Source organism: Clostridium sp. J1101437_171009_A5 (assembly GCF_015547905.1).
In the GTDB taxonomy this organism is placed as follows: Bacteria; Bacillota; Clostridia; order Oscillospirales; family Oscillospiraceae; genus Pseudoflavonifractor_A; species Pseudoflavonifractor_A gallinarum.
Window position 1 is genome coordinate 36096 of the sequence record NZ_JADMVY010000014.1, and the last position, 12185, is coordinate 48280.

Below are 12185 nucleotides of genomic sequence, written 5' to 3' on the forward strand. Positions count from 1 at the left end.
GTTTGGAAGCTGCTGATCTGGTCTGGATTACTCCATGGTGACGTACTTGGCATCCTCGACCTTGACCACAACGGGAGCCTTGGAGACTTCGCCGTTGGTACCCCAGGTCATGCCGGCGCCGGTCAGGCCGTCCACGCTGAAGTCAGAGGCGGTAAAGGTGCTGATGAGCGCCTCACATACGTCCTCGTGGCTCATATCGGCAGTGACACCGGCCTTCTCACAGGCGGCGGCGATGGCGTAGATGCAGTCATAGCCGTCGGCGGCAAACTGGTTGGGGGTGGAACCGTACTTCTCCTCGTAGGACTTGGTGAAGTTGGCGCTCAGATCGTCGGTGCCCCAGGGGTTGAAGGCGGTCATGAGGACCAGGCCGTCGGCCAGAGAGGTGTCAAAGCCCTCCACGGCCAGGATACCGTCCATACCGTCGCAGCCGAAGAAGGTGGGAGCATAGCCCATGTTCTTGGCCTGGTTCAGGATCAGAGAGGCGGGCGTGTAGTAGATGGGCATGAACACCAGGTCGGCCCCGTTGCTCTGGGCATCGCCCAGCTGCACGGAGAAGTCGGTGTTGTCATCCGAGGGGAAGGTGGTCTCAGAAACCACTTCCAGGCCCTTGGCCTCGGCCTCGGCACGGAAAGCGGTGGCAATACCGGTGGAGTAGGCGTCGCCGTTGTTGTAAATGATGGCGATCTTGCTGCCCAGCTCCGGATGCTCAGCGATGTAGTCGGCAGCGGTGGAGCCCTGGTTGGGGTCAGTGAAGCAGATCTGGAACGCGTTATCCTTGCCGCTGGTCACATCGGTGGAGGAGGCGGAAGGAGTCAGCTGGAAGTAGCGGTCCGCATAGGTGGAGCTGGCCACAGCCACACAGGGGTTGGTGGTGGTGCATCCGTAGAGGACCTGCATGCCCCAGTCCTGGAGCACGTTATAGGCGTTGGTGGCCTTCTCAGCGTCGTTCTCATCGTCCTGGAAGTTGAGCTCGAACTGGAGGCCGCCCTTGGCATTGATCTCATCCACCGCCAGCTGGGCACCCTGCTGGGTAGCCACGCCGTACACGGCAGCCGAGCCGGTCAGAGGGCCGATGCCGCCGATCTTGATGGTAGCAGCGGAAGAGCCGCCGGAAGGAGCATCCGAGCTGCCGGGAGCCGGAGTATTCGCCGTTTCAGAGCCGCCGCAGCCGGCCAGGAGCGAGACCGTCAGAGCAGCCGTCGCAGCAAGAGACAAAACACGCATCTGTTTCATAATCATGTACCCTCCTTATAGGTTGTTGACATTATACGCTCAGCACACTAAATTGTCAACTTGTCATTTTGCTCAATACATCCGCCTACAATGTCTCTACACTATGGACATATCGCACAACCTTAAATCAAAATACCGCCGTTGGGGCTGAGAATCTGGCCGGTAATAAAGCGGGCTCCCTCCGATGTGAGGAAAAAGACACTCTCGGCCACATCCTCCGGCCGGCCGATGCTCTCCAGGGGGGTCTCCTGCCGCAGAGCCTCCAGATCCTCCGGTGTGAGATTGGCGTTCATCTCGGTGTCGATGACCCCGGGAGCCACGCAGTTTACAGTGATTCCAGAGGGTCCAACTTCCTTGGAAAGTGCCTTGGTAAGACCAATAACAGCCGCTTTTGTAGCTGAATAGGCCACTTCACAGGAGCCTCCCGTAAGCCCCCACATGGAGGACATGGTCACGATTTTTCCCGCCTTCCGGTGGATAAAATGGGGCAGTACCGCCCGGCAACAGTAGAAGGTCCCGTCCACGTTGGTGCGGAAGAGTGTCCGCCAGTCTCCATCGCTGATGTCCGTGAACAGCTGCTGGCGGGCGATCCCGGCATTGCATACCAGAATGTCAAGTTGACAAAATTTATCCAACACATTGTCAACCATGCGTGCCACCTGCTCGGAATCGCCCACGTCGGCCTGTACCGCGATGGCCGTACCCCCCGCGGCCCGGATCTCCTCCACCAGCGCCTCGGCCGCCGCCTGGGCGTGGTGGTAATTGATCGCCACCCGGTCCCCCGCGGCGGCAAACCGCCGGGCGCAGGCCGCCCCGATCCCGCGGCTCCCCCCGGTAATGAGGACGGCGCGTCCTGTGGATGTCTCGTTCATATCCCTTTCCTCCCCGCTTCTCCGGTGTGATGATAACAAAAAACCCCTGGAACAAATCGTTCCAGGGGATGTTGGTGGACGATACAGGACTTGAACCTGTGACCTCCCGCACGTCAAGCGGATGCTCTACCAGCTGAGCTAATCGTCCGAACAGCGTAGTTTATTATAGACCATACATCTTTTTTTGTCAATACCTTTTTTACTTTTTTCTGATAGAAATGGAATGGGGAGGACGGCCGGTCGGCCGTCCTCCCCATTCCATGAGAAAAAGAGAGAGAAAATGAAAAGAATCTGTATCCAAAACACGGAAGGCTCCGTGGAATTGTTTGTCTGCTCCCGCAGTCTGGAGCAGTGGTGGTTGGGTATTCCCTGACTGCATCTATAGGATACCACTCCTCCCGCGGAGAATGTTGAACGATCTTTGGCAGAATTTTAAATGTTCTGTAAACTGCCCTTCTCCCTGTCCACACAAAAAACCCCGTCCATTTGGACGGGGTTCTTTGCTTGAAAAGAGAGAGAGAGGAGGTACACAATGTTATCTATATACGCAAACACGGAGCTCTCCGTGGAATTGCTTGTCTGCTCCCGCAGCCCGGAGCAGTGATCGTTTTGGGGTTTTCCCCGACTGCATAGATAGGATACCACCCTTTTCTCTCCAATTGTTGGACAGTTTTTGAAAGGCCTGTGAACAATATGTAAACACAGCCTTCCGCGCTTACTTGAAGTAAGCCGCGCCGCTCTCAAAGAGGGGCTGATGGCGCTCGCCCGGGATATTCTTGCCCACGAACGCGCCACGGCGCTCCGAGTGGCCCATCTTACCGAAGACCCGGCCGTCGGGGGAGAAGATGCCCTCGATGGCCCGCAGGGCGCCGTTGGGGTTCACGTCGATGTCCAGGGAGGGGATGCCTGCGGCGTCCACATACTGGGTGGCCACCTGGCCGTTGGCGACCAGCTGATCCAGCAGGGCCTCGGGCGCCACGAAGCGGCCCTCGCCGTGGGAGATGGGAATGGCGTGCAGATCGCCCACCTGGCTCTGGAGCATCCAGGGGGAGCGGACCGAGGCGATGCGGGTAGTCACATAGCGGCTCTGATGGCGGCCGATGTTGTTGAAGGTCAGGGTGGCGCAGCTCTCATCCATGGGACGGATCTCGCCATAGGGCACCAGCCCCAGCTTCACCAGCGCCTGGAAGCCGTTGCAGATACCCAGCATCAGGCCGTCCCGGTTCTTGAGCAGATCGTGGATGGCGTCGGTGATGCGGGGATTGCGCAGGAAGGAGCAGATGAACTTGGCCGAACCGTCGGGCTCGTCGCCGCCGGAGAATCCGCCGGGCAGCACCATCATCTGGGCGCCCTGAATGGCCTTTTCCAGTGCATCGGCCGACTGGGCCAGAGCACTGCCGGTCAGGTTGCGCACCACCAGAATTTCCGGCTCGATCCCGGCCCGCAGGCAGGCCGCAGCGGTGTCATATTCACAGTTGGTGCCGGGGAACACAGGGATGACCGCCTTGGGCATGGCCACCTTGTGCTTGGCCACGATGGGAGCGCGCTCGGTGCAGGAGATGGGCTCCACCGCGCCGGTGTCGGCGGTGCGGGTGGGATAGACCTCCTCCAGCACACCCTCGCTGATGGAGAGGAGCTCGGCAACCGGGACTTCCTCCCCGCCCAGACGGATGACCGGCTCCTGGGTGGTGTAGCCCAGCAGGAGGCCGCCCTCCACCTCGCCGTCGCACTCGGCCAGGATGGCGCCGGGCCGGGCGCCGAACCACAGGTTCTGCGCGTCCTCCCGGGCGGCAAAGCCAATCTCGTTGCCGAAGGACATCTTCATGATGCCCTCGGCCACATTCTCCTCCACCGCCCAGGCGGCCCGGATCTTACCGGCCTCGCTCAGGGCGTGGACACGGGCAAAGCAGGCGTTGATCTCATCGCAGTCCAGAGCGTTGTCGGCCTGGAAGAGATAGACCGGGTGGCCTGCCTCCTTGAACTCAGGGGAGAGCACCTTCTCGGCCTTGGCGGGCGCGATGGCAAAGGAGATGAGTGTGGGGGGCACATCCAGATCCAGGAAGGAGCCGGACATGGAGTCCTTGCCGCCGATGGCGGCCACACCCAGGCCCAGCTGGGCGGAGAGGGCGCCCAGGAGAGCGGCAAAGGGCTTGCCCCAGCGCTCCGGCTCGTCCCGCAGCTTCTCAAAGTACTCCTGGAAGGAGGCGTAGGCGGCCGTGGGGTCACAGCCCGCCGCCACCAGCTTGGCCATGGAGGTCAGCACCGAGATAAAGGCGCCGGTGTAGGGATTGCGCTCCATGAGGTCGGGATCAAAGCCCCAGGCCATCACCGAGCAGGTGTCGGTGGTGTGGCCCGGTCCCACCGGGAGGAGGGCAGCCATGGCCTGGGTGGGGGTACGCTGGGTCTTTCCGCCGAAGGGCATCAGGACGCTGCCCGCGCCGATGGAGCTGTCAAAGCGCTCCACCAGACCGCGGCGGCTGGCGGTCTTGAGGCTGGCAGCGGTGGACCGGAGGCTCCCCTTGTGGAAGAGGCTCTCCGGGGTAAAGTAGTCGGGCACCCGCACGGTGGTGTGCTTGGCTGCGCCGTTGGTATTCAGGAAGGCACGGGAGAGGTCGGCCACCTTCTTGCCCCGCCAGGTCATGACCATCCGGGGAGACTCGGTGACCTCGGCCACCACATAGGCCTCCAGGTTCTCGGCCTCGGCATGGGCAATGAAGGTGTCCACGTCGGCGGGAGCCACCACCACGGCCATACGCTCCTGGCTCTCGGAGATGGCCAGCTCGGTGCCGTCCAGGCCGTCGTACTTCTTGCGCACGGCGTCCAGGTCGATGGCCAGGCCGTCGGCCAGCTCACCGATGGCCACGCTGACGCCGCCCGCGCCGAAGTCGTTGCACCGCTTGATGAGGCGGGTCACCTCGCCGTTGCGGAACAGGCGCTGGATCTTGCGCTCCTCGGGGGCATTGCCCTTCTGGACCTCGGAGGCCATGGTGGCCAGGGACTTCTGGTTGTGGCTCTTGGAGGAGCCGGTGGCGCCGCCGATGCCGTCCCGGCCGGTACGGCCGCCCAGAAGGATCACCTTATCCCCGGGGGCGGGGACCTCCCGCCGGACATTGGAGGCGGGGGCGGCGCCCACTACGGCGCCGGTCTCCAGGTGCTTGGCAATGTAGCCCTTGTGATAGACCTCGGCCACGTGTCCGGTGGCCAGGCCGATCTGGTTGCCGTAGGAGGAGTAGCCCGCCGCGGCCGTCTGGGCCAGCTTGCGCTGGGGGAGCTTGCCCTCCATGGTCTGGCTCAGGGGGACACGGGGATCGCCGCAGCCGGTGACGCGCATGGCCTGATAGACATAGGAGCGGCCGGACAGGGGGTCCCGGATGGCGCCGCCGATGCAGGTGGCCGCGCCGCCGAAGGGCTCGATCTCGGTGGGGTGGTTATGGGTCTCGTTCTTGAACATGAGGAGCCAGTCCTGCTCCTCCCCGTCCACGGTGGCGGTGACATGGACCGAGCAGGCGTTGATCTCCTCGCTCTCGTCCAGGTTCTTCAGGACGCCCCGCTTCTTGAGGACCTTGCCCGCGATGGTGGCCAGGTCCATGAGGGTCTGGGGCCGCTTGGCGGCCTTCTCCTTGCCGTAGACCTCCTCCCGGGCGGCCAGGTACATCTGATAGGCGGCCGCCACGTCGGCGTCATGGATCTCCACGTCATCGATATGGGTGGAGAAAGTGGTGTGGCGGCAGTGGTCGGACCAGTAAGTATCCACCAGGCGCAGCTCGGTCAGGGTGGGGTCCCGCTTCTCCTCGTCCCGGAAATAGGTCTGGAGGAACTTCAGATCGGCCAGGTCCATGGCAAGGCCGTACTCGCCGATCAGGTCGGAGAGACCGGCCTCGTCCCGGTCCCGGAAGCCCTCCAGCACCGCCACGTCGGCGGGCACGGCATAGGTGCGCTCCAGGGTCTCCACCCGGTCCAGTCCGGCCTCCCGGCTCTCCACCGGGTTGATGAGGTAGCTCTTGACCCGCTCCAGCTCTCCGTCGCTCACCTCGCCCTGGAGGATGTAGACGGTGGCGGCGGCGGCCAGAGGCCGCTCTCCGCCCGTGAGGAGCTGGATGCACTGGGCGCAGGAGTCGGCCCGCTGGTCATACTGCCCCGGCAGGGCCTCCACCGCGAAGACCCGGCAGGGCGCGGGGGCATCGGGGAAAGTCTCGTCATAGACGGCGTCCACCTGCGGCTCACTGAGCACGGTGGTGCGCACAGCCTGATAGGTGTCCCCGTCGATCCCCTCCACGTCGTAGCGGTGGAGGATGCGGACGCCCGTCAGGCCCTGAAGTCCCAGCTCGCTTCTCAGCTCACCCAGCAGGCGCCGGGCCTCCACGTCGAAGCCGGGCTTCTTTTCGGCATAGCAGCGAAATACGTTACCCATTACCATAACCCCTTATTCTCATATATAGTTGAATAAAAAACAGGCGCGGAGGGGCGCATCCCTCCGCGCCTGTCGGTTCCTCTTACATCATACCCGAAAAAACGCAGGAACTCAATTGGCGAAACTCCAATTTCCAAATCCATAGAACAGATTTTGTTGGGTGGGCGTGGCATTGGACACCTGCCCCCACTGGCTCAGCATGGACCAGTTTTTGAAGCAGAGCACCGCAAAGGGCGCCTGTTCCCCCAGCCGCTCATAGAGCTCCTTGGCCGCCGTGGTCCGCTCCTCCCCCTGGGCCGCCCGGAAGGCAGAGAGCAGCCCCGTCGCCGTGGGGTCGTTGTACTTACCGTAATTGAGGGCCCCGCCGCTCAGCAGCGGAGAGGGATCAAAGTCGGCACTCAGCTTGACCTCACCCAGGTAGAGATCAAACTCCCCCGCGCTCAGGGCGGCGGTAAAATCCTCCCAGGAGAGCTTTTTCACCGTCACCGATACGCCCGCTGCCGTCAGATCCCGCCCAATGGCGTCGGCCACTCCCGTCTTATAGGAGTTGTCCTGGTTGACCAGCAGGGTCAGCTCCAGCTTCTCTCTCCCCTTCTGATAGACGCCGTCACTCCGGCTCCACCCGGCCTGCGTGAGAATGGAATCCATCTCCTGGATGGAGTAGTTGAGGGTGCCCGCCGTCTCGGCGTCATAGATACTGCTCACCGGGTGGGCGGGCAGCGTAGCGGCCACCGCGTGCCGGGAGAGCAGGGCCGAGCAGATGCTGTCCCGGTCCATCCCCCGCCCCAGCGCCTGGCGGACCGTCGCGTCCCGGCAGGGGCCCTGGGCCGTATTAAACCCGATATAGAGCATATTTGTCGTGGGATAGTCCATGGTCTCAAAGCTGCCCGAGAACCCCAGGGCGCCCACACCGGTGGAGTCGGTCCCCACCAGGGAGATCTCCTGGGTGTCAAAGGCATAGAGCAGGTCGTTGGCCTCCTCCACCGTCCGCAGAGGAATGGTCTCCAGCGCGGGCGCGGGGGTACGCCAGCTGTCATTCCGCCGCTGGAGGATATAGCTCTCCCCGCTCTGCTGGAGCACATAGGAGCCGGTCCCCAGAGGCACGCCTCCAGTCTCCCGGATGACCGGGATATCCAGCAGGGCCGGCAGGTTTCCATTGGGACTGGTCAGGCGCACGGTCACAGCGCCCTCTCCAGCCTGGACCGAGGCAATCCCCGCCAGACGGTTGCCGTACAGGGCGCTGGTCTTGGCTTGGGTCAGGGAAGCGGCCACATCGGCCGCCGTCATGGGAGTGTCGTCAGAGAAGGTGACGCCGCCGCGCAAGGTAAAGGTCCAGGTGAGACCGTCCTCTGAGACGGTATACCCTGTCGCCAGGGCAGGCTGGGGCGTAAAGGTCTGATCCAGCTCATAGAGGCCGTCATAGAGCAGCCCTCCCAGGGCCAGATTGGTCCGGTTGGTCCCCTGGATGGGGTGAAAACCGGCCTCCGGATAGCAGGGCAGCGCAAATTCCTTGGGCTGTGCCGTGGCCGTAGCGGTGGGCACAGGGGTCTGCGTGGGCGTGGGATCGGGCTCTTCCTCCCCACAGGCGCTCAGAACGGTGCTCAATAGCAGGACGGCGGCCAGGAGCCGCAGGTTTTTCTTCCGCTTTTTCATGGCTTTCCTTATCCCAGCAGCTGGACCATAGCGGCCTGGCTTCCCCGCACGCCCTGGGTGTAGCGGTGGGACCAGAAGCGCTCGTGCTCACACATGGTGCAGGCCTCGGAGACCGCGATATGGTCCCGTTCCAGACCCATCTTTTCCAGGCGCAGGACATTGAGCCCCTTGAGGTCCACATGGAACTTCCCGCTCTCCTGCAGCTCGATGCACTTCAGCGCGGAGGCACCCAGCGCGCCGGTGAGAGCGTTGGGCACATCCTCATCGGTCTCAAAGCAGCACTTGGAGATCCCCGGGCCAATGGCGGCCAGGATGTCCCCGGGCTTGGAGCCGTATACCTCCACCATCTTTTCTACGGCACGGCCCGCGATCCCGTTGGCGGTGCCCCGCCAGCCCGCATGGACGGCCGCGATGACCCGGCGCACCGGGTCATAGAACAGAATAGGCAGACAGTCCGCCCCAAAGACCGTGAGGCACAGGCCCGGAATGTCAGTGATGAGTCCGTCCGCCTCATAATCGCCCTTGCTGTGGATGCCCTTCCCCTTGTCGGCGGCGGTCACGGTGCGCACCGTGTCCCCGTGGACCTGGTTGGACAGGACCAGTCCCTCATAGTCCGCACCGATGGCGGCGGTGAAGCGGCGGTAATTCTCCAGTACTTTTTCCCGGTCATCCCCCCGGCAGAATCCCAGATTGAGGGTGGCATAGGTTCCCTCGCTCACGCCCCCCTCCCGGGTGGAAAAGCCGTGGGCCACACCCCCCGCCTGTAAAAAGCCCTCGCTGGCCAGGAAGGGGACATTTTTGTTGACGCAAGTCACAATGCTCATAGTCAAAATCCTCAGTGAAACAGAGAAAAGCAGAATGGTCCCTCAGAGGCTGTCTCATTCTGCTTTTCCCATCGGTTTTCGGTTTTCACAGGGCGCGGCCCCTCAAAGGGCCGGAGGCCGTCTTACTGATATTCAGGGCCGTGGTACTCCGCGCAGTCGCACTTCTTCCACTTCTTGCCGCTGCCGCAGGGGCAGGGATCGTTGCGGCCGATCTGAACGCCCTTCTTGACGGGCTGCTTCTTCACGGTCTCGTCGCTGCCGCCCGACTCGCCGGTGACACGGGCCACCCGCTCGCGCTTGACGGCACCGCCCACCTGCACCCGGGCCAGGTAGATCCGGCGGATGGTCTCCTCCTGGATGGCGGCGATCATGTTCTCGAACATCTCGTAGCCTTCCCGCTTGTACTCCACCACCGGGTCGTTCTGACCGTAAGCCCGCAGGCCGATGCCCTGGCGCAGCTCCTGCATGGCGTCGATGTTGTCCATCCAGTACTCGTCCACCACGCGCAGCATCATTACCCGCTCCAGCTCACGCATGAGGGGCTCACCCAGCTCCTGCTCCTTGCGGGTATAGATCTCGGTGGCCCGCTCCATGAGCTGCTCCACCAGCTGCTCGCCGCTGTACTGCTGCAGCTCGCCGTCGGTGTACTTGAGCTCATCGGGCCGCAGGAACAGGCCGCGGAAGGGAGCGCACACCTCGCGCCAGGTCTCGGCGTCCAGGTGCTTCTGCTCGCCCATCTGGCCCATGACCGCCCGGTTGATCACCGTGGAGAGCATCTTCTGGATGGCGTCCTTCAGGTTCTCGCCGTCCAGGACCTTGCGGCGCTCCTCATAGATGACCTTACGCTGGGTGTTCATCACGTCGTCGTACTCCAGCACCGTCTTACGGGTCTGGAAGTTGCGGGATTCCACCTGCTTCTGGGCGTTCTCAATGGCGCCGGAGAGCATCTTGGCGTCGATGGGCGTGTCCTCGTCCACGCCCAGGCGCTCCATCATGCCCATGACCCGCTCGGAGCCGAACAGGCGCATGATGTCGTCCTCCAGGGAGAGGTAGAACCGGGTCTCACCGGGGTCGCCCTGACGGCCGGCACGGCCCCGCAGCTGGTTGTCGATACGGCGGGATTCGTGCCGCTCGGTGCCCAGAATGAACAGGCCGCCCACCGCACGGACCTTCTCGGCCTCGACTTTGATGGTCTCCTTATACTTGGCCTCGGCGTCCGCAAACATCTTGCGGGCATTGAGGATTTCCTCATTGTCGGTCTCGGCGTAGCCGGTGGCCTCGGCCATCAGCTCATCGCTCAGTCCGGCCTTACGCAGGTCGGCCATGGCCAGATACTCGGCGTTACCGCCCAGCATGATGTCGGTACCGCGGCCGGCCATATTGGTGGCAACGGTGACGGCGCCCAGCTTACCGGCCTGGGCCACGATCTCGGCTTCCTTCTCATGGAACTTGGCGTTCAGGACCTTGTGGGGAATCCCCTTGCGCTTGAGCATGCCGGAGAGCTCCTCCGACTTCTCGATGGAGATGGTGCCCACCAGCACGGGCTGGCCCTTCTTGTGGCACTCCTCGATCTGCTGGACGATGGCGCGGAACTTGCCCGCCTCGTTCTTATAGACCACGTCGGGGTGATCCACACGCTGCACAGGCTTGTTGGTGGGGATCTCCACGATATCCAGGGAGTAGATGGTGCCAAACTCCTCCTCTTCGGTCATGGCGGTACCCGTCATGCCGGAGAGCTTGTTGTAGAGGCGGAAGTAGTTCTGGAAGGTGATGGTGGCCAGAGTCTTGGACTCCCGGGCGACCTCCACCTTCTCCTTGGCCTCGATGGCCTGGTGCAGACCCTCGGAGTAGCGGCGGCCGTACATCAGACGGCCGGTGAACTCGTCCACGATGATGACCTCGCCGTCCTTGACCACGTAGTCGATATCCCGCTGCATGAGGCCCCGGGCGCGGATGGCCTGGTTGATGTGGTGGGAGAGGGTGGTGTTCTCCACGTCGGCCAGGTTCTCCAGATTGAAGGCCTCCTCCGCCTTCTTGATGCCGCGGGCGGTGAGGGTGACGGTGCGCGCCTTCTCATCCACGATGTAGTCGGCGTCCTCGTCGGGATCTTCCTCTTCCTTGGTATCCACCTTGGCCACGCGCTTGCCCTTCAGCTTGGCCACAAAGTTGTCCACAATGGTGTAGAGCTGGGTGGACTGATCCCCCTGACCGGAAATGATGAGGGGGGTACGGGCCTCGTCGATGAGGATGGAGTCCACCTCGTCCACGATGGCAAAGGCATGGCCGCGCTGCACCATCTCGGCGGCGTAGATGGCCATGTTGTCACGCAGATAGTCAAAGCCGAACTCGTTGTTGGTGCCGTAGGTGATGTCGGCCTGATAGGAGAGCTTGCGCATCTGGGGCAGGATGTCGTGGATCACCAGGCCCACGGTCAGGCCCAGGAAGCGGTAGACCTTGCCCATCCACTCGCTGTCGCGCTTGGCCAGGTAGTCATTGACGGTGATCACGTGCACACCCTCGCCGGTCAGGGCGTTCAGATAGGCGGGCAGGGTAGCCACCAGGGTCTTACCTTCACCGGTGCGCATCTCAGCGATGCGGCCCTGGTGGAGGATGATGCCGCCCACCAGCTGCACCCGGTAGGGCTTCATGCCCAGCACACGCCACGCGGCCTCACGGCAGGTGGCAAAGGCCTCGGGCAGGATATCGTCCAGCGTCTCACCGTTGCGCAGGCGCTCTTTGAATTCGGGGGTCTTGGCTTTCAGCTGCTCATCGGTGAGCTTGCTGTACTCCGCGTCCAGCGCTTCGATCTTGTCCACAATGGGATAGATGGCTTTCAGCTCTTTGGCGGAGCTGCTGCCAAACAGCTTTTTTAAGAAATTCATGTTAGGTCATTCACCTTTCTTGCATGGTGCGGGAAAACCAATGCCTGTAAAACGTCATGTTAGAGTATAGCACATCCCCCTGTAATAAAAAAGGGGAAATTATGAACAAACGCCCTTTCTGCCCTCCTTTTCTTCCCTCTTCCGTCCTTTGGGCCCGTCATTTTGACCGAATCACCTTCTAGTTTGCCTCGACTTCCCGTATATTTTGTGGTACCCTATGGGCAGGCGGCGCCCTGTCCGCTGTCTCCGGTCGGGCCCGGAGGCTGGAGCGGGCGTCTCATTCCTTTTGGACAACTTGTAAAAAGGAGGA

General features: G+C 62.5%; 6 protein-coding genes and 1 tRNA gene. All 7 read right to left on the minus strand.

Annotated features, from left to right (window positions below; all coding sequences use genetic code 11):
- Positions 1 to 27: 27 nt before the first annotated feature.
- On the minus strand, positions 28 to 1233 hold the full coding sequence (locus tag I2C21_RS15295; protein ID WP_101690984.1) for an ABC transporter substrate-binding protein: 1206 nt from the start codon (positions 1231 to 1233) through the stop codon (positions 28 to 30).
- A 122-nt stretch (positions 1234 to 1355) separates the two neighbouring features.
- Positions 1356 to 2105, minus strand: coding sequence for an elongation factor P 5-aminopentanone reductase (gene ymfI, locus I2C21_RS15300; RefSeq protein ID WP_101690983.1), 750 nt, complete (start codon positions 2103 to 2105; stop codon positions 1356 to 1358).
- Between the two features lie 72 nt (positions 2106 to 2177).
- A tRNA-Val gene (locus I2C21_RS15305) sits at positions 2178 to 2253 on the minus strand.
- A gap of 567 nt (positions 2254 to 2820) precedes the next feature.
- On the minus strand, positions 2821 to 6516 hold the full coding sequence (locus I2C21_RS15310; protein WP_186964017.1) for a phosphoribosylformylglycinamidine synthase: 3696 nt from the start codon (positions 6514 to 6516) through the stop codon (positions 2821 to 2823).
- A 111-nt stretch (positions 6517 to 6627) separates the two neighbouring features.
- Positions 6628 to 8169 carry an ABC transporter substrate-binding protein gene (locus tag I2C21_RS15315; RefSeq protein ID WP_286167322.1) on the minus strand — a complete coding sequence of 514 codons (1542 nt, stop codon included), beginning with the start codon at positions 8167 to 8169 and terminating at the stop codon, positions 6628 to 6630.
- 8 nt (positions 8170 to 8177) lie between these two features.
- Positions 8178 to 8993 carry a peptidoglycan editing factor PgeF gene (gene pgeF / locus I2C21_RS15320; protein WP_101690980.1) on the minus strand — a complete coding sequence of 272 codons (816 nt, stop codon included), beginning with the start codon at positions 8991 to 8993 and terminating at the stop codon, positions 8178 to 8180.
- Between the two features lie 122 nt (positions 8994 to 9115).
- The gene (gene secA, locus I2C21_RS15325) at positions 9116 to 11875 is read right to left on the minus strand and encodes a preprotein translocase subunit SecA (protein ID WP_101690979.1); all 2760 of its coding nucleotides are present in this window, start codon (positions 11873 to 11875) and stop codon (positions 9116 to 9118) included.
- Positions 11876 to 12185 lie beyond the last annotated feature (310 nt).

Excerpts from the sequence above, each read along its gene's own strand:
- ymfI (WP_101690983.1), bottom strand. The coding sequence starts at position 2,105 with ATGAACGAGACATCCACAGGACGCGCCGTCCTCATTACCGGGGGGAGC.
- I2C21_RS15315 (WP_286167322.1), bottom strand. The coding sequence starts at position 8,169 with ATGAAAAAGCGGAAGAAAAACCTGCGGCTCCTGGCCGCCGTCCTGCTA.
- secA (WP_101690979.1), bottom strand. The coding sequence starts at position 11,875 with ATGAATTTCTTAAAAAAGCTGTTTGGCAGCAGCTCCGCCAAAGAGCTG.
- pgeF (WP_101690980.1), bottom strand. The coding sequence starts at position 8,993 with ATGAGCATTGTGACTTGCGTCAACAAAAATGTCCCCTTCCTGGCCAGC.
- I2C21_RS15310 (WP_186964017.1), bottom strand. The coding sequence starts at position 6,516 with ATGGGTAACGTATTTCGCTGCTATGCCGAAAAGAAGCCCGGCTTCGAC.
- I2C21_RS15295 (WP_101690984.1), bottom strand. The coding sequence starts at position 1,233 with ATGAAACAGATGCGTGTTTTGTCTCTTGCTGCGACGGCTGCTCTGACG.